The organism is Pseudomonas sp. GZD-209 (assembly GCF_049310485.1).
Taxonomy (GTDB): domain Bacteria; phylum Pseudomonadota; class Gammaproteobacteria; order Pseudomonadales; family Pseudomonadaceae; genus Aquipseudomonas; species Aquipseudomonas sichuanensis.
On the sequence record NZ_JBMOWQ010000061.1, the window covers coordinates 48,702 to 66,168 of the forward strand.

14 protein-coding genes and 5 tRNA genes are annotated in these 17,467 nt (G+C 62.7%); 7 read left to right on the top strand and 12 right to left on the bottom strand.

Going from position 1 to position 17,467, the window contains the following annotated elements; translation table 11 throughout:
- Positions 1 to 69: 69 nt before the first annotated feature.
- The gene (gene bkdR / locus ACO6VM_RS09465; RefSeq protein WP_125465000.1) at positions 70 to 558 is read right to left on the bottom strand and encodes a Bkd operon transcriptional regulator BkdR; all 489 of its coding nucleotides are present in this window, start codon (positions 556 to 558) and stop codon (positions 70 to 72) included.
- Between the two features lie 197 nt (positions 559 to 755).
- Between bkdR and ACO6VM_RS09470 the strand changes: the two genes are divergently transcribed.
- From ACO6VM_RS09470 to lpdA, 4 genes are read left to right on the top strand one after another with little or no spacing between them, the layout of a single operon-like run.
- The gene (locus ACO6VM_RS09470) at positions 756 to 1,988 is read left to right on the top strand and encodes a 3-methyl-2-oxobutanoate dehydrogenase (2-methylpropanoyl-transferring) subunit alpha (protein WP_125465001.1); all 1,233 of its coding nucleotides are present in this window, start codon (positions 756 to 758) and stop codon (positions 1,986 to 1,988) included.
- A 1-nt stretch (position 1,989) separates the two neighbouring features.
- Positions 1,990 to 3,048 (top strand): alpha-ketoacid dehydrogenase subunit beta, encoded by a 1,059-nt coding sequence (locus ACO6VM_RS09475; protein ID WP_401056449.1) that lies wholly within the window; start codon positions 1,990 to 1,992, stop codon positions 3,046 to 3,048.
- Positions 3,049 to 4,317 carry a dihydrolipoamide acetyltransferase family protein gene (locus tag ACO6VM_RS09480; RefSeq protein WP_422403180.1) on the top strand — a complete coding sequence of 423 codons (1,269 nt, stop codon included), beginning with the start codon at positions 3,049 to 3,051 and terminating at the stop codon, positions 4,315 to 4,317.
- 2 nt (positions 4,318 to 4,319) lie between these two features.
- Positions 4,320 to 5,699, top strand: a complete 1,380-nt coding sequence (gene lpdA, locus ACO6VM_RS09485) for a dihydrolipoyl dehydrogenase (protein WP_422403181.1) — start codon at positions 4,320 to 4,322, stop codon at positions 5,697 to 5,699.
- Positions 5,700 to 5,761: 62 nt separating this feature from the next.
- Here the strand turns inward: lpdA and ACO6VM_RS09490 are convergent, their stop codons facing one another.
- Entirely contained in the window at positions 5,762 to 6,760 is a 999-nt protein-coding gene (locus ACO6VM_RS09490) for a diguanylate cyclase domain-containing protein (protein WP_401056455.1), read from the bottom strand.
- A gap of 217 nt (positions 6,761 to 6,977) precedes the next feature.
- On the opposite strand from ACO6VM_RS09490, the gene ACO6VM_RS09495 reads away from it, so the two are divergent.
- Both ACO6VM_RS09495 and ACO6VM_RS09500 read left to right on the top strand, forming a co-directional pair.
- Positions 6,978 to 7,496 carry a hypothetical protein gene (locus tag ACO6VM_RS09495; protein WP_422403182.1) on the top strand — a complete coding sequence of 173 codons (519 nt, stop codon included), beginning with the start codon at positions 6,978 to 6,980 and terminating at the stop codon, positions 7,494 to 7,496.
- A gap of 145 nt (positions 7,497 to 7,641) precedes the next feature.
- Entirely contained in the window at positions 7,642 to 8,850 is a 1,209-nt protein-coding gene (locus ACO6VM_RS09500; protein ID WP_347148322.1) for a benzoate/H(+) symporter BenE family transporter, read from the top strand.
- Between the two features lie 25 nt (positions 8,851 to 8,875).
- Here the strand turns inward: ACO6VM_RS09500 and ACO6VM_RS09505 are convergent.
- Positions 8,876 to 8,952: transfer RNA gene (locus tag ACO6VM_RS09505), tRNA-Arg, on the bottom strand.
- 94 nt (positions 8,953 to 9,046) lie between these two features.
- Entirely contained in the window at positions 9,047 to 9,649 is a 603-nt protein-coding gene (phnN, locus tag ACO6VM_RS09510; protein ID WP_422403183.1) for a phosphonate metabolism protein/1,5-bisphosphokinase (PRPP-forming) PhnN, read from the bottom strand.
- Between the two features lie 345 nt (positions 9,650 to 9,994).
- Here phnN and ACO6VM_RS09515 point away from each other — a divergent pair, with 345 nt between their 5' ends.
- A complete protein-coding gene (locus ACO6VM_RS09515) occupies positions 9,995 to 10,321 on the top strand; it encodes an Arc family DNA-binding protein (protein WP_033699552.1) in 327 nt (108 codons plus the stop codon).
- 65 nt (positions 10,322 to 10,386) lie between these two features.
- Here the strand turns inward: ACO6VM_RS09515 and mgtE are convergent, their stop codons facing one another.
- The 8 genes from mgtE to alaS all read right to left on the bottom strand — a co-directional run bounded on the left by mgtE (position 10,387) and on the right by alaS (position 17,093).
- Positions 10,387 to 11,829: a magnesium transporter gene (mgtE, locus tag ACO6VM_RS09520; RefSeq protein ID WP_347148319.1), complete on the bottom strand. Its 1,443-nt coding sequence runs from the start codon at positions 11,827 to 11,829 to the stop codon at positions 10,387 to 10,389.
- 376 nt (positions 11,830 to 12,205) lie between these two features.
- Positions 12,206 to 12,282: transfer RNA gene (locus ACO6VM_RS09525), tRNA-Arg, on the bottom strand.
- A 72-nt stretch (positions 12,283 to 12,354) separates the two neighbouring features.
- A tRNA-Arg gene (locus ACO6VM_RS09530) sits at positions 12,355 to 12,431 on the bottom strand.
- A 72-nt stretch (positions 12,432 to 12,503) separates the two neighbouring features.
- Positions 12,504 to 12,580: transfer RNA gene (locus ACO6VM_RS09535), tRNA-Arg, on the bottom strand.
- A 48-nt stretch (positions 12,581 to 12,628) separates the two neighbouring features.
- Positions 12,629 to 12,719: transfer RNA gene (locus tag ACO6VM_RS09540), tRNA-Ser, on the bottom strand.
- Positions 12,720 to 12,791: 72 nt separating this feature from the next.
- A complete protein-coding gene (gene csrA, locus ACO6VM_RS09545; protein WP_003254503.1) occupies positions 12,792 to 12,980 on the bottom strand; it encodes a carbon storage regulator CsrA in 189 nt (62 codons plus the stop codon).
- Between the two features lie 169 nt (positions 12,981 to 13,149).
- Positions 13,150 to 14,385: an aspartate kinase gene (locus ACO6VM_RS09550; protein WP_110991909.1), complete on the bottom strand. Its 1,236-nt coding sequence runs from the start codon at positions 14,383 to 14,385 to the stop codon at positions 13,150 to 13,152.
- A gap of 83 nt (positions 14,386 to 14,468) precedes the next feature.
- Positions 14,469 to 17,093 carry an alanine--tRNA ligase gene (alaS, locus tag ACO6VM_RS09555; RefSeq protein ID WP_145964611.1) on the bottom strand — a complete coding sequence of 875 codons (2,625 nt, stop codon included), beginning with the start codon at positions 17,091 to 17,093 and terminating at the stop codon, positions 14,469 to 14,471.
- Between the last annotated feature and the right edge of the window lie 374 nt (positions 17,094 to 17,467).

Genomic DNA, 17,467 nt, shown 5'->3' on the forward strand with positions numbered 1-17,467 from the left:
ATGGCGCCGGGCGCAACATTGGCTTGGGCCGTTGCAAACTTCAAGCAGATGGGCAGTGCGCGCCGCCCCCTAGTGCTCACGCAAGGTCATGCCATTGGCCGGCAACGGCAGCGCAGTCTTGTAGCGCACCTGCTTGAGGGCGAAGCTGGAGCGGATGTTGGCCACCCCCGGCAAGCGAGTCAGGTAATCGAGAAAGCGCTCCAGCGCCTGGATGCTGGGCAGCAGCACCCGCAGCAGGTAATCCGGGTCGCCGGTCATCAGGTAGCACTCCATCACTTCGGGGCGCTCGGCGATCTCTTCTTCGAACCGGTGCAGCGACTGCTCCACCTGCTTCTCCAGGCTGACATGGATGAACACGTTGACGTCCAGCCCCAGCGCCTCGGGCGACAACAGGGTCACTTGCTGGCGGATCACCCCCAGCTCTTCCATGGCCTTGACCCTATTGAAACAGGGGGTGGGGGACAGATTGACCGAACGCGCAAGCTCGGCGTTGGTGATCCGCGCGTTTTCCTGAAGGCTGTTGAGAATGCCGATATCCGTGCGATCCAGTTTGCGCATGAGACAAATTCACCTGGTTTTTGTGTTTGTACGGAATGTTTATCTCCACCATCGGACAAAGGCAATGAACTTGAGAGAAATATTCTCCTGCCGTCCCCCTATGATGTAACAGACGCTGACCTGCCAGTCACAAGCCGGCAGTCAGCGGCGACCGCTTCAAAGCTCACAAAAACAACAGCCGAGCGAGCGTAAAAAGCATGAACGAGTACGCCCCCCTGCGTCTGCATGTGCCCGAGCCTACAGGCCGGCCAGGCTGCCAGACCGATTTCTCCTACCTGCGCCTGAACGACGCGGGTCAAGTCCGTAAACCGCCCATCGATGTAGAACCTGCCGACACTGCCGACCTTTCCGGCAGCCTGGTCCGCGTGCTCAACGAGCACGGCGACGCCGTTGGCCCATGGGCCGAGGGCATCGACGCGCAGGTGCTGCGCCAAGGCATGCGCGCCATGCTCAAGACGCGCATCTTCGACAGCCGCATGGTCGTGGCCCAGCGCCAGAAGAAAATGTCCTTCTACATGCAGAGCCTGGGCGAGGAAGCCATCGGCAGCGGCCAGGCGCTGGCCCTGAATCGCACCGACATGTGCTTCCCCACCTACCGCCAGCAGAGCATCCTGATGGCCCGCGACGTGTCGCTGGTGGAGATGATCTGCCAACTGCTGTCCAACACCCGTGACCCGCTCAAGGGCCGCCAACTGCCGATCATGTACTCGGTGCGCGAAGCCGGCTTCTTCACCATCAGCGGCAACCTCGCCACCCAGTTTGTCCAGGCGGTCGGCTGGGCCATGGCCTCGGCGATCAAGGGCGATACCAAGATCGCCTCGGCCTGGATCGGTGACGGCGCCACCGCCGAGTCCGACTTCCACACCGCGCTGACCTTCGCCCATGTGTACCGTGCCCCGGTCATCCTCAACGTGGTCAACAACCAGTGGGCGATCTCGACCTTCCAGGCCATCGCCGGTGGCGAGTCGACCACCTTTGCCGGCCGTGGCGTCGGTTGCGGCATCGCTTCGCTGCGGGTCGATGGCAACGACTTCATCGCCGTCTACGCGGCCTCGCGCTGGGCCGCCGAACGCGCCCGTCGCGGCCTGGGCCCAACGCTGATCGAATGGGTCACCTACCGCGCAGGCCCGCACTCCACGTCGGACGACCCGTCCAAGTACCGCCCTGCGGACGACTGGAGCCACTTCCCGCTGGGCGACCCGATCGCCCGCCTCAAGCAGCACCTGATCAAGGCCGGGCACTGGTCCGAAGAGGAGCACCAGGCGGTCAGCGCACAGCTGGAGGCCGAGGTGATCAAGGCGCAGAAGGACGCTGAGCAGTTCGGCACCCTGAGCAATGGCCATATCCCCAGCGCGGCCTCGATGTTCGAGGACGTGTACAAGGAAATGCCCGACCACCTGCGCCGTCAGCGCCAGGAACTGGGGGTCTGAGATGAACGATCACAACAACAGCATTGACCTGGAAAACGCCATGTCCACCACCACCATGACCATGATCCAGGCCCTGCGCTCGGCCATGGATGTCATGCTTGAGCGCGACGACAACGTGGTGGTCTACGGCCAGGACGTTGGCTACTTCGGCGGCGTGTTCCGCTGCACCGAGGGCTTGCAGACCAAGTACGGCAAGTCGCGGGTGTTCGATGCGCCGATCTCCGAAAGCGGCATCGTCGGCACCGCCGTGGGCATGGGCGCCTATGGCCTGCGCCCGGTGGTCGAGATCCAGTTCGCCGACTACTTCTACCCGGCCTCCGACCAGATCGTCTCGGAGATGGCACGCCTGCGCTATCGCTCGGCCGGCGAGTTCATTTCGCCGCTGACCCTGCGCATGCCCTGCGGCGGCGGCATCTATGGCGGCCAGACCCACAGCCAGAGCCCGGAAGCGATGTTCACCCAGGTGTGCGGCCTGCGCACCGTCATGCCGTCCAACCCCTATGACGCCAAGGGCCTGCTGATCGCCTCGATCGAGTGCGATGACCCGGTGATCTTCCTCGAGCCCAAGCGCCTGTACAACGGCCCGTTCGACGGCCACCACGACCGCCCGGTTACCCCCTGGGCCAAGCACCCGCACAGCAGCGTACCGGATGGCTATTACAGCGTGCCGCTGGACAAGGCGGCGATCACCCGCCCGGGCAACGACGTCACCGTGCTGACCTACGGCACCACTGTGTACGTGTCGCAAGTGGCCGCTGAAGAAACCGGCGTCGACGCCGAAGTCATCGACCTGCGCAGCCTCTGGCCGCTGGACCTGGAGACCATCGTCGAGTCGGTGAAAAAGACCGGCCGCTGCGTGGTCGTGCACGAAGCGACCCGCACCTGCGGCTTCGGTGCCGAACTGGTATCGCTGGTCCAGGAGCATTGCTTCCATCACCTCGAAGCGCCGATCGAGCGCGTCACCGGTTGGGACACCCCCTACCCTCACGCACAGGAGTGGGCCTATTTCCCTGGTCCTTCACGGGTAGGCGCGGCATTGAAACGGGTCATGGAGGTCTGAATGGGCACGCACGTCATCAAGATGCCGGATATCGGTGAAGGCATCGCGCAGGTCGAGTTGGTCGAGTGGTTCGTCAAGGTCGGCGACATGATCGCCGAAGACCAGGTGGTGGCCGATGTCATGACCGACAAGGCCACCGTGGAAATCCCTTCGCCGGTCAGCGGCAAGGTGCTGGCCCTGGGCGGCCAGCCGGGTGAAGTGATGGCGGTCGGCAGCGAGCTGATCCGCATCGAAGTCGAAGGCAGCGGCAACCATGTCGATACGCCACAGAGCAAGCCGGTGGAAGCGCCTGCCGCACCAGTGAAGGCCGAAGCCAAGCCCGAGCCCCGCGTCGAAACAGCGCCTCAGCTTGCAGCGGGCCACACCGCCGCAGTGATCGTGCCGCGCGAAGCGCACGAGAAGCCACTGGCCTCGCCCGCCGTGCGCAAACGTGCGCTGGATGCCGGTATCGAACTGCGTTACGTGCATGGCAGCGGCCCTGCCGGGCGCATCTTGCATGAGGACCTCGACGCCTTCATCAGCAAACCGCAGAGCACCAGCGGGCAAGCACCGGGCGGCTACGGCAAGCGCACCGACAGCGAGCAGGTGCCGGTGATCGGCCTGCGCCGCAAGATCGCCCAGCGCATGCAGGACGCCAAGCGTCGCGTCGCCCACTTCAGCTACGTCGAGGAAATCGACGTCACTGCGCTCGAAGCCCTGCGCCAGCAACTCAACGCCAAGCACGGCGATAGCCGTGGCAAGCTGACCCTGCTGCCGTTCCTGGTGCGCGCCATGGTCGTCGCCCTGCGCGACTTCCCGCAGATCAACGCCACCTACGACGACGAGGCCCAGGTCATCACCCGCCACGGTGCGGTGCATGTGGGCATCGCCACCCAGGGCGACAACGGCCTGATGGTCCCGGTGCTGCGCCATGCCGAAGCCGGCAGCCTGTGGAGCAACGCCAGCGAGATTGCCCGCGTGGCCCATGCCGCACGCAACAACAAAGCCACCCGTGAAGAACTGTCCGGCTCGACCATTACCCTGACCAGCCTCGGCGCGCTGGGCGGCATCGTCAGCACGCCAGTGGTCAACACCCCGGAAGTGGCGATCGTCGGCGTCAACCGCATGGTCGAACGGCCGGTGGTGATCGATGGCCAGATCGTCGTGCGCAAGATGATGAACCTGTCCAGCTCGTTCGACCATCGCGTGGTCGACGGCATGGATGCCGCACTGTTCATCCAGGCCGTGCGCGGCCTGCTGGAACAACCTGCCTGCCTGTTCGTGGAGTGACCATGCAACCGATCATCGACACCACCCTGCTGATCATCGGTGGCGGCCCTGGCGGCTATGTGGCCGCCATCCGCGCCGGGCAACTGGGCATCCCCACCGTGCTGGTCGAAGGCCAGGCGCTAGGCGGCACCTGCCTGAACATCGGCTGCATCCCGTCCAAGGCGCTGATCCATGTGGCCGAGCAGTTCCACCAGACCAGCCGCTACAGCGAGCCGTCGGCACTGGGCATCAGCGTATCGTCGCCGCGCCTGGACATCAGCCGCAGCGTCGAGTGGAAGGACGGCATCGTCGACCGCCTCACCAGCGGCGTCGCCGCCCTGCTGAAAAAACACGGCGTGAAAGTCATCCACGGCTGGGCGAAGATCCTCGATGGCAAGAGCGTCGAGGTGGATGGCCAACGCATCCAGTGCGAGCACCTGTTGCTGGCCACCGGCTCGAACAGCGTGGAACTGCCGATGCTGCCGATCGGCGGGCCGATCATCTCGTCCACCGAAGCCCTTGCCCCCAAGGCCCTGCCGCAGCACCTGGTGGTGGTCGGCGGCGGCTATATCGGCCTGGAGCTGGGCATCGCCTACCGCAAGCTGGGCGCCAAGGTCAGCGTGGTGGAAGCCCGCGATCGCATCCTGCCCACCTACGACGCCGAGCTCACTGCACCGGTGGCCGACTCGCTCAAGAAGCTGGGCATCGCGCTTCATCTGGGCCATAGCGTCGAGGGCTATGCCGACGGCTGCCTGCTGGCGCGCGATGGCCAGGGCGCGGAACTGCGCCTGGAGGCCGATCAGGTATTGGTGGCCGTGGGTCGTCGCCCGCGTACCCAGGGCTTTGGCCTGGAAAGCCTCGACCTGAAGATGAACGGGGCGGCCATCGCCATCGATGAGCGCTGCCAGACCAGCATGCGCAACGTCTGGGCCATCGGCGACGTGGCCGGCGAGCCGATGCTGGCGCACCGGGCCATGGCCCAGGGCGAGATGGTGGCGGAAATCATCGCCGGCAAGGCGCGGCGCTTCGAGCCCAGCGCAATCGCCGCCGTGTGCTTCACCGACCCGGAAGTGGTGGTGGCCGGCACTACGCCGGAACAGGCCAGCCAACAGGGCGTGGACTGCATCGTCGCGCAATTCCCGTTTGCCGCCAACGGCCGGGCCATGAGCCTGGAGTCGAAGAGCGGCTTCGTGCGGGTGGTGGCGCGCCGCGACAATCACCTGATCCTCGGTTGGCAAGCGGTGGGGGTGGCGGTGTCCGAGCTGTCCACCGCCTTTGCTCAGTCACTGGAGATGGGCGCTCGACTGGAAGATATCGCCGGCACCATCCACGCCCACCCGACACTGGGTGAAGCCGTGCAGGAAGCGGCGCTGCGCGCCCTTGGCCACGCACTGCACATCTAGAGACACTGAAGCGGCAATAGCCGATTTGGCCCGCAGCGTTACCAGACGCTGCGGGCATTTTTTTATTCGACGATGGCGTTCTTGCCGGCCGCCTTGGCCCGGTACAGCGCCTTGTCGGCACGGGCCAGCACGGCGTGTTGATCCTCCCCGCCCTGCCATTGCACCACGCCGTAGCTCATGGTCAGCTGGCAATCGCCCACCGGTGCGATGGACGCCACGGCCTGGCGTATCCTGCGCGCCGCTTCGCTTGCTTGCTCCAAGGCCGTCTGCGGCAGGACCACCACGAACTCATCCCCGCCCCAACGTGCCAGCAGGTCCTGGGCACGCAGGCACTCGCGGATGCACTCGGTCACCTCGACCAGCGCAGCATCGCCACGGGCGTGACCGTGCAGGTCATTGATCGGCTTGAAGTCATCCAGGTCCATGGCGATGACCGCCAGGGGCTGGCGGTAGCGACGGGCGCGCTCGCATTCCTGCTCCAGGGTCTTTTCCAGGCGATAGCGATTGGCGGTACGGGTCAACGCATCACGCTCGGCCAGTTCACGGTTTTCGTCGAGCTGACGCTGCAACTGCTGGTTGACCCAGGACAGCTCGCGGGTGCGCTCGGCCACCTGGCTTTCCAGCGACTGATTGCGTTGCTCCAGCTCGGCGACCAGGCGCTTGCCGGCATCGATGTTGCGATGGGCACCGAGCATGCGTGCCACCGAGCCATCTTCGTTACGGGCGATGATGTGGCCGCTGTCCTCGATCCACAGGTAGCTGCCGTCCTGGCAGCGGCAGCGGTACTCGATACGGTAGCGCTCATTGCGCTGGTTGATGTAGGCCTCGAAGTGGGCCATCACCCGGGGGAAGTCTTCCGGGTGGATCACGCTCTCCCAGGTCAGGACCGAATTGGCCATCGAGTGGCTGACGTAACCCAGCATCGCGTACCAGCCTGGGTTGCGGTAGACGTAGCCGGTGTTGGCATCCCAGTCCCAGATGCCGTCGCTGATCAGATCGAACAAAGTGTGCAGTTGCTGCTCGCTGAAGCCGGCCGGTACCGGCCTTGGTGCCTGACTCATGGACGCTCTCCTTGGTATCCGGCAACTGCGCCCCGGTCACGGTGCTGCGGATGTTCATCGTGATTGCCGCAGTCGGCAATCCTGTTCCTCTGGGGGGCAAGCATATGCCCAGTACAGCGCTGCCGGAATAGCCCGGGCGGGCTATTTCGACGAGTTGGCGCGCTGGCACAGCTTTTGCCACTTCGAACGCGTTTATTGACCCATTCAAGGAGGAGACATGCTCAGTTCAATCAACGGGATGCCTTGGCAGCCCGCAGTGCAGCCATCCAGCCGCACCGGCAACGAACAGGCGCTGGCACAGGCGCTGCCGTTCCAGCCGATCGCCGCCGCCAGCGGCGCCACCGCACAGCAGAACAGCCAGGGCAGCACCTCGCAGCACAACAGCGAAGACAACCGTAAGGAGGCCTTTGCCAAGCTCATGGTCATGCTGCAGAACCCGGACGTTGCCGCACGCCAGCAGGCCAGCGTCGACAAGCAGCAGCCCAGCGATGCACTGCAGGAATTCCGCGACTACATGGACAAGTCGCCGGCGGAGAAGATCAAGGAGAAATTCCTCCAGGAGCTAGGCCTGACCGAGGAGGAGTACGACGCGCTGCCACCGGAGAAGAAAGCGCTGATCGATGAGCAGATCGCTCAGCGAATGCAGGATGATATCGAGTCCAAGGCCTTGGCCAAGCTCGACCAGCAGGCGCAGGGCGCACAGCAAAGCGACGAGCTCAAGGCTATCGAGCTCTAAGCCAGACCGTGGCCTTCCCAGGGCCACGCCTCTCGAGGCAGGACAGGCTGCCCCTGGCGCCCCTGCAGCACTCGACAGCGGGCAAGTATCGGGATTCAATCCAGCCCACCTCAATCGCCTTGCTACAGGGAATCGGCAATTCGTCATGGACAGACTCAGACAAGACTTCTCGCTTTCGGCGCTGGTCGCCGGCCTGATCGCAGTGATCATCTCCTACGCCGGCCCGTTGATCATCGTGTTCCAGGCCGCCCATCAGGCCCAGCTCAGCAATGAGGCGACCGCCTCGTGGATCTGGGCGATCTCCATCGGCAGTGGCCTGACCGGCTTGCTGCTGAGCTGGAAACTGCGAGTGCCGGTGATCACCGCGTGGTCGACACCCGGCGCGGCGCTGCTGGTGTCGATGCTGCCGACCGTGTCACTGGCGCAGGCCGTGGGGGCCTACATCGTTGCCTCGCTGCTGATCGCCGTGATCGCGCTGAGCGGCGCGTTCGACAAGCTGATGCGCCGCCTGCCCAAGGCGATTGCCGCCGCCATGCTCGCCGGCATCCTGTTCCGCTTCGGCGCCGAGCTGTTCAGCTCCATCCGCCTGCAACCCTTGCTGGTCCTCTCGATGCTCGCGGCGTACTTGCTGTTCAAGCGCCTGTCGCCCCGCTACGCCATCCTCTCGGTGCTGGTGGTTGGCTGCGGGCTCGCCACCAGCATGGGCCAACTCGATACGGGCGCACTGGTGCTGGAGCTGGCCGTCCCGCTCTGGACCGCGCCGGAGTGGAGCTGGCATGCCATCGTCAACATTGGCCTGCCGCTGGCGCTGGTGTCGCTCACAGGCCAGTCGGTACCGGGTATCGCCGTGCTGCGTACCGCCGGTTACCAGACCGCCGCACGCCCGATCGTCTCGGTGACCGCCATCGGCTCGCTGCTGCTGGCACCGTTCGCCTGCCACGGGGTCAACCTGGCAGCGATCACCGCAGCCATCTGCACCGGCCGCGAAGCCCACGAGAACCCCGACAAGCGCTATATCGCCGGCATTGCCTGTGGCGCCTTCTATCTGCTGATGGGCACCTTCGGCGCCACCCTGGCCTCGGTGTTCGCCGCCCTGCCCCGGGAAATGATCGCCGCCCTCGCCGGCCTGGCGCTGTTCGGCGCCATCGCAACCGGGCTGACCGGTGCAATGGCCGATGAAAAGCAGCGTGAGCCTGCGTTGATCACGTTCCTGGTCACGGCCTCTGGCATGAGCTTCCTTGGCCTGGGCGCCGCGTTCTGGGGGCTGATTTTCGGCCTGGTCGCCTTCTTCGCGCTCGGTTACACCCGACCGCACACCGCCCACACAGGAGCGCGCGTCGGCGAACAGCGTTGAGTTGGCGGGTAATGGAGGGTGTGAATGGCGTCCCAGGGCAGGTTCGAACTGCCAACCTTCCCCTTAGGAGGGGGATGCTCTATCCAATTGAGCTACTGAGACACAGGGGCCGGCAACGGACGTTGCACGGCAGGGACGGCGAGCATGTTACCCAGCGCATCGGCATTTGTCATGTTTCTATCGGGCATTTTGCACGTCAGTCGCTTCCCTGCACTTGGCCGATGACACCCTCCTGACGCAGCACCCCGAACAGCGCCTCGACGGCGACATCGAGCGCTGCCGAATTATCCAGCACATGCACCGAGGGATCGTAGGCCTGCAGCCGAGCGCCACGGGCCAGGCGCTGTTCGATTTCCTCGGCGGTTTCCCGACCGCGAGCAGTCAAGCGCTGGCGCAGTACCCCAGGTACAACGGCCAGGCCGACCGCCAGCAAGTCCGGGTAGCGTTGCCGGGCTTCGTTCAGGTATCCCCGCGAGCCGTTGACCAGCACCGAACGGCCGGCGGCGAGGCGCTCCTCCACCTGGACAGGAATGCCATAGCACAGGCCATTGGCCGCCCAGCACAGGGCAAACTCGCCCGCCGCGCGCATGGCCTCGAAGCGCTCGAGGGTCACTCCCAGCGCACTCTCCCCCTTGGCCTCGGCGGAACGGGTTATGACCCTTCGGGCAACGTCGACACCGTGCCTGGCAAGCCGCTCGCGTGCGGCATCAATAAGGGAATCTTTGCCCGAGCCCGATGGTCCCATCAGGAATATCAACCGCCCTCTTGAGGACGGTGCGCCGCTTGCGTCATATTGCATAGCCACTATGCTCAAGGTGTGGGAACCTGCGCATTCTAGGGTTTTTCCCTAACCTTTGCTGCCAGTTACCAGATTTTGACGACAAAGGTCTGACGCACCTGCAGTCTGCGTCAATGTGAATCTTTTCAAACCAGTACTCATTTCTGATAATTGGTACTGGCAAAAAGCCTGTACCGGAGCCACTATTTGTCACAGAATTGACGCCAAGGAATCGGCGACATGAGGCAAGATGAAAACCCGAAACTACATTACGGTTGAACATTTTGTCGTCGCCGCGGTCGTACTTCCACCGTGCGGCCAATTTGCGAACCGCTTCCCCTGAACCAGAACAACCGGTCAATTTATATGCGCCCATTGAAACAGGCTATTTATTCGAGCCGCACCGCTGACAAGTTCGTCGTCCGCCTGCCAGACGGAATGCGTGAGCGCATTGCCGAGGTAGCGCGCAACCATCACCGCAGCATGAACTCCGAGATCATCGCGCGCCTGGAACAGAGTCTTATCCAGGAAGGCGCGCTGGGCGACGAACTGAGCATGCGCCTGGACAGCCCAGAGCTCAGCCTGCACGAGCGCGAACTGCTGCAACGCTTCCGCCAGCTGTCCCATCGCCAGCAGAACGCACTGGTTGCGCTGATCGCACACGATGTGGAAATGGCTGCTGACGCGTCCTGACCCAAAGCATCGACACACAAAAAAGCCAGCGAAAGCTGGCTTTTTTGTTGCCGCTATTCCACCACTCAGAGCAGGAACAGCGTTGCCAATCCCAGGAAAATGAAGAAGCCGCCGCTGTCAGTCACAGCAGTGATCATCACGCTGGAGCCCATGGCCGGGTCGCGACCCAGGCGGGTCAGCGTCATCGGAATCAAGACCCCCATCAGGGCCGCCAGCAACAAGTTGAGGGTCATGGCCGCCGTCATCACCAGGCCCAACGACCAACTGCCGTAGAGCATGAATGCTACCGCGCCGATCACCCCACCCCATATCAGGCCGTTGAGCAGCGAAACCGCCAACTCCTTGCGCATGAGGCGGCTGGTGTTGCCCGGCGACACCTGGTCCAGTGCCATCGCGCGCACGATCATGGTGATGGTCTGGTTACCCGAGTTACCACCGATACCGGCAACGATCGGCATCAGCGCAGCCAGGGCCACCAGCTTCTCGATCGAACCTTCGAACAGGCCGATCACCCGGGACGCCAGGAAGGCCGTAATCAGGTTGATGGCCAGCCAGGCCCAACGGTTGCGCAGCGAGCGCCAGACCGAGGCGAAGATGTCTTCCTCTTCGCGCAGACCTGCCATGTTGAGCACTTCGCTCTCGCTTTCCTCACGGATCAGGTCGACCATTTCATCAATGGTCAGTCGGCCGATCAGGCGCTCGTTCTTGTCCACCACCGGCGCGGACACCAGGTCATAACGCTCGAATGCCAGGGCCGCGTCATAGGCATCTTCCTCGGGGTGGAAAACCACCGGGTCATTGGCCATGACCTCCGCGACTTTCTTGTCCGGGTCGTTGACCAGCAGCCGCTTGATGGGCAGCACGCCCTTGAGGATACCGTCGTAGTCGACCACGAACAGCTTGTCGGTGTGCCCCGGCAGCTCTTTGAGCCGACGCAGGTAGCGCAGTACCACTTCCAGGCTGACGTCTTCGCGGATGGTCACCATCTCGAAGTCCATCAGTGCACCGACTTGCTCCTCGTCATAGCTCAGCGCCGAACGCACGCGCTCACGTTGCTGGGCGTCGAGGCTTTCCATCAACTCATGGACGACGTCGCGCGGCAACTCCGGCGCCAGGTCGGCGAGTTCGTCGGCGTCCATTTCCTTGGCGGCGGCGAGCAGTTCGTGATCGTCCATGTCGGCGATCAGGGACTGGCGGACGGCGTCGGAAACTTCCAGCAGGATGTCGCCATCACGATCAGAGCGCACCAGCTGCCAGACCGTCAGGCGGTCTTCCAGCGGCAAGGCTTCGAGGATGTAGGCAATGTCGGCGAGGTGCAGGTCATCGAGCTTGCGCTGCAGTTCGACGAGGTTCTGCCGGTGGACGAGGTTTTCCACGAGGTCGTGGTGATGGCCTTCCTGACGGTGCGTCAGGTCCTCGACCACGCGCTGGCGCTGCAGCAGTTCGATCACCTGGGCAAGGCGATCCTGCAGGCTGTCTTGAGCTTTCTTTACTTCTACTTCGGTCATAGGCGAACTCCACCCCCAGCAGCGGAGCACGCCGGGAGAATCAATCGATCAGATCTTGCTGCATGAAGCGTGTTAGGGAGTAACTACTGGGTAAGTCCATGGTGGTATTCCACAAGCCCCGGCGGGGCTGACGGGCGCAATCATACACGGTGTCAGCTGTCGGATCGCTTAAAATTTTGGCCAGAACAATCGTTTGCGCAATAAAGCTGTGACAACACTCGAAGCCAACAGTGCGACGGCCTGAGGCTTACAAAAATCACATGCACATAAGGGCTGTTCGGGATCGGGCTATCAACGTGAGTCTAGTCGTGCGTGGACAGAATCAGTGAATGCCGAAAAAGAAAAAGCCCGCTTGAATAAGCGGGCTTTTCAGGTATGGCGGACTCAGCAGGATTCGAACCTGCGACCGCTCGGTTCGTAGCCGAGTACTCTATCCAGCTGAGCTATGAGTCCGTGGTTGGTAGTTTTAGGCCAGATTACCACTGGCTTGTTGAAGTGCCTTTGCAAGCAAAACCACTTCAAAAGTGGCGGACTCAGCAGGATTCGAACCTGCGACCGCTCGGTTCGTAGCCGAGTACTCTATCCAGCTGAGCTATGAGTCCGTGGTTGGTAGTTTTAGACCAGGTTACCACTGGTTACTTGAAGCAGCTTTGTAAACAAAACCACTTCAAAAGTGGCGGACTCAGCAGGATTCGAACCTGCGACCGCTCGGTTCGTAGCCGAGTACTCTATCCAGCTGAGCTATGAGTCCGTGTCTTTCTGTGCCATTCAGATCGCTATAAGCGCTCTAGGCAAATAATGGCGGTGAAGGGGGGATTCGAACCCCCGATACCCTTATGAGGTATACTCCCTTAGCAGGGGAGCGCCTTCGGCCACTCGGCCACCTCACCGCAACACGAGGCGAATATTAAACACACCCTTCCTCGTTTGCAACCCTTTTTTTGAAAAAAACTTCAAAAAAATTAAAGGCTTGGCTCCTCGTCCTTCTCTTTCTTGATCCGCAGGTAGATTTCCTCACGGTGAACGGCCACTTCTTTTGGCGCGCTCACGCCGATACGCACCTGGTTGCCTTTGACACCCAGGACCGTCACGGTGATCTCACCGTCACCAATGATCAGGCTCTCGGCGCACCGACGAGTCAGAATCAGCATAGTTTTCTCCTCACATGTAACTTCAGGGACAACAGTCTTTGATTAAGCAGGGCCCGACCGTGGACGACGGCACTGGCCCGGACCAACCGCCAGCAGCACCTGGACAAGGGTGCGACCGGCAGCCAGAAACACGAAGGGCGCGGCAAGCCGCGCCCTCTCAGGCAACGCCTTACTCGCCCTGTCGGGCAGGAGCATCGAGCTCGAACGCGGTGTGCAGCGCGCGAACGGCCAGCTCCAGGTACTTCTCTTCGATCACTACCGAAACCTTGATCTCGGAGGTGGAGATCATCTGGATGTTGATGCTCTCCTTGGCCAGGGCTTCGAACATGCGGCTGGCAACACCCGCGTGCGAACGCATGCCAACGCCAACGATCGACACCTTGGCGATCTTGGTATCACCAACCACTTCACGCGCACCGATTTCACGGGCGGTGTTCTCCAGCACGCTCAACGCCTTTTCGTACTCGTTGCGGTGCACGGTGAAGGTGAAGTCGGTGGTGTTATCGTGCGAAACGTTCTGCACGATCATGTCGACTTCGATGTTCGCCGCGCTGATCGGGCCGAGGATCTTGAAGGCAACGCCTGGAGTGTCCGGGACGCCACGAATGGTCAGCTTGGCCTCATCACGGTTGAAGGCGATACCGGAAATGATTGGCTGTTCCATGGATTCCTCTTCATCAATGGTAATGAGGGTACCCGGACCCTCCTTGAAGCTGTGCAGCACGCGCAGCGGGACGTTGTACTTGCCGGCGAACTCCACCGAACGGATCTGCAGCACCTTGGAGCCGAGGCTGGCCATTTCCAGCATCTCCTCGAAGGTGATCTTCTCCAGGCGCTGGGCCTGGGGCACGACACGCGGGTCGGTGGTGTAGACGCCATCGACATCGGTGTAGATCTGGCATTCGTCGGCCTTCAGGGCCGCTGCGAGTGCCACACCGGTGGTATCGGAGCCACCACGGCCGAGCGTGGTGATGTTGCCGTGCTCGTCGACGCCCTGGAAACCTGCAACCACGACCACGCGGCCGGCCTTGAGGTCGGCGCGGATCTTCTGGTCGTCGATCTGCAGGATGCGCGCCTTGTTGTGCGCGCTGTCGGTGAGGATGCGCACCTGGTTGCCGGTGTACGACACCGCAGGCACGCCACGCTTCATCAACGCCATGGTCAACAGGGCGATGGTGACCTGCTCACCGGTCGAAACAATCACGTCCAGCTCGCGAGGCTCTGGCTTGTCGGTAATCTGCTTGGCCAGGTCGATCAGGCGATTGGTTTCGCCGCTCATGGCCGACAGCACTACCACCAGGTCAGTGCCTTGCTCACGGAATTTCTTGACCTTGTCGGCTACCTGCTCGATCCGCTCGATGGAACCGACAGAGGTACCGCCAAATTTCTGTACGATCAACGCCATTTCAAAGGTGCCTCAGCCCCAAGGGGCCCCAAAAAACAATCCAACATGAAGCGACCGCCGACTAGACCGACGGTCGCCTCATCTCAAAGTCCCTGCTCGGCGAACGGCACAGCCAGGGCCAAGGCATTGTCCAGCGCGGCGACGTCGACGCCACCACCCTGGGCCATGTCCGGGCGACCACCACCCTTGCCACCCACCGCCGCAGCGGCTTGCTTCATCAGATCGCCAGCCTTGAGTTGGCCGGAGAGGTCCTTGGTCACGCCAGCCACCAGCACGACCTTGCCCTCATGCTCGCTGCCCAGCAGGATCACTGCATGGCCGAGCTTGTTCTTCAGCTGATCGACGAGCGCCAGCAAGGCCTTGCCATCCTGCCCATCCAGGCGGGCGGCGAGCACCTTGGCGCCCTTGACCTCAACGGCCGCATTGGAGAGATCGTCCCCGGCGGCGCTGGCGGCCTTGGCCTGCAGCTGCTCAAGCTGCTTTTCCAGCTGACGGTTGCGCTCGAGCACAGCCGACAGCTTGTCGATCAGGTTGTCGCGGTTACCCTTGACCAGTTGCGCGGCTTCCTTGACCTGCTCTTCGGCAGCGTTCAGGTAAGCCAGCGCGGCGGCACCGGTGACCGCTTCGATACGGCGCACGCCAGAGGCCACGCCGCCTTCGCTGATGATCTTGAACAGGCTGATGTCGCCCGTGCGCTTGGCGTGGATGCCACCGCACAGTTCGACGGAGAAGTCACCGCCCATGCTCAGCACGCGCACGGTGTCGCCATACTTCTCACCGAACAACGCCATGGCGCCCTTGGCCTTGGCGGTCTCGATGTCGGTCAGCTCGGTCTGCACCTCGGTGTTGCGACGCACTTCACGGTTGACGATATCTTCCAGCGCCTTGATCTGCTCAGGCTTGACCGCCTCGAAGTGGCTGAAGTCGAAACGCAGGCGCTGGCTGTCGACCAGCGAGCCCTTCTGCTGTACGTGCTCGCCCAGTACCTGGCGCAGCGCTTCGTGCAGCAGGTGGGTGGCGGAGTGGTTCAGCGAGGTAGCGTGCTGGACATCGGCATCGACACGCGCGTCGACGGCTGCGCCAACGGTCAGCGCACCGCTGGCAACCACACCGTGGTGCAGGAAGGCGCCACCGGTCTTGGTGGTATCGCGCACATCGAAGCGCGCGGCGCCGGCCTGCAGGTAACCACAGTCACCCACCTGGCCGCCCGACTCGGCGTAGAACGGGGTGCGATCCAGGATCACCACGCCCTCTTCGCCTTCGCCCAACTGCTCGACCGCCTGGCCATCCTTGTACAGGGCAATGACCTTGCCCTGCCCTTCGGTGGCATCGTAGCCGAGGAAGTCAGTGGCGGTATCGACCTTGACCAGGCTGTTGTAGTCCATGCCGAAGGCGCTGGCGGAGCGGGCACGCTCACGCTGGGCTTCCATTTCACGCTCGAAGCCGGCCTCGTCGATGGTCAGTTCGCGCTCGCGGGCGATGTCGGCGGTGAGGTCCATGGGGAAGCCGTAGGTGTCGTACAGCTTGAACACCACGTCGCCCGGTACAACCTTGCCCTGCAGCTGGGCCAGGTCCTGCTCGAGGATGCGCAGGCCCTGCTCCAGGGTCTTGGCGAACTGCTCCTCTTCGGTCTTGAGCACTCGCTCGATGTGCGCCTGCTGGCTTTTCAGCTCAGGGAAGGCTTCGCCCATCTCGGCGACCAGCGCGGCAACGATCTTGTGGAAGAAGCTGCCAGTGGCGCCCAGCTTGTTGCCGTGGCGGCAGGCGCGACGAATGATGCGACGCAGCACGTAGCCACGACCTTCGTTCGACGGCAGCACACCGTCGGCGATCAGGAAGCCGCAGGAACGAATGTGGTCAGCGACCACTTTCAGCGAAGGCTGCTCGTCGTTGCTGCAGCCGATGGCCTTGGCAGCCGCGGCCAACAGGCTCTGGAACAGGTCGATCTGGTAGTTCGAGTGCACATGCTGCATCACCGCACTGATACGCTCCAGGCCCATGCCGGTGTCCACCGACGGCGCTGGCAGCGGGTGCAGGACGCCATCGGCGGTGCGGTTGAACTGCATGAAGACGTTGTTCCAGATCTCGATGTAGCGGTCGCCGTCTTCTTCCGGCGAGCCGGGTGGGCCGCCCCAGATGTCGGCGCCGTGGTCGTAGAAAATCTCGGTGCACGGGCCGCACGGGCCGGTGTCGCCCATGGTCCAGAAGTTGTCGGAGGCGTACGGGGCGCCCTTGTTGTCACCGATGCGCACCATGCGCTCGGCGGGCACGCCGACTTCCTTGGTCCAGATGTCGTAGGCCTCGTCGTCGCTGGCATAGACGGTGACCCACAGTTTTTCCTTCGGCAGGTTGAGCCACTTGTCCGAAGTCAGGAAGGTCCAGGCGAAGGTGATTGCATCGCGCTTGAAATAGTCGCCGAAGCTGAAGTTGCCCAGCATCTCGAAGAACGTGTGGTGACGGGCGGTATAGCCGACGTTTTCCAGGTCGTTGTGCTTGCCGCCGGCGCGTACGCACTTCTGGCTGCTCACCGCGCGGGTGTAGGCGCGCTTTTCCTGGCCGAGGAAGCAGTCCTTGAACTGGTTCATGCCGGCGTTGGTGAACAGCAGGGTCGGGTCATTGCCCGGGATCAGGGAGCTGGAGGCAACGCGAGTATGTCCCTGCTCTTCGAAGAAGCGGAGGAAGGCTTCACGGATTTCTGCGCTTTTCATAGGTTCTTCCACGGAAACGGCGGCCACACGTCGAATCGACGAAACGACGGCAAAGGGCCGCATTATATCGGTCCTGCAGTCTGGGTGCAGTGTGTTTGTGCGATAGAAACCGTCGATAGGACGGTTTATCAGACTAAAGCAGTTGGAAACGGCATGACCTCGATGCTAAAGCCAGCGTTTCGCTACTGGCAAGCCAATTACAGTCCTGGGGCGGGGAAAATTAACAGGTTGGTGAATTAAAAGAATTTCATCACCGAAGGGATCCAAAAGCAGGCTGATCTCGCACCGTGGGGGGGGGGGGGGGGGGGGGGGGGGGGGGGGGGGGGGGGGGGAGGAGGAAAGAAGGAAAGGTAAAGCAGGGAAAGAGAGCGGAA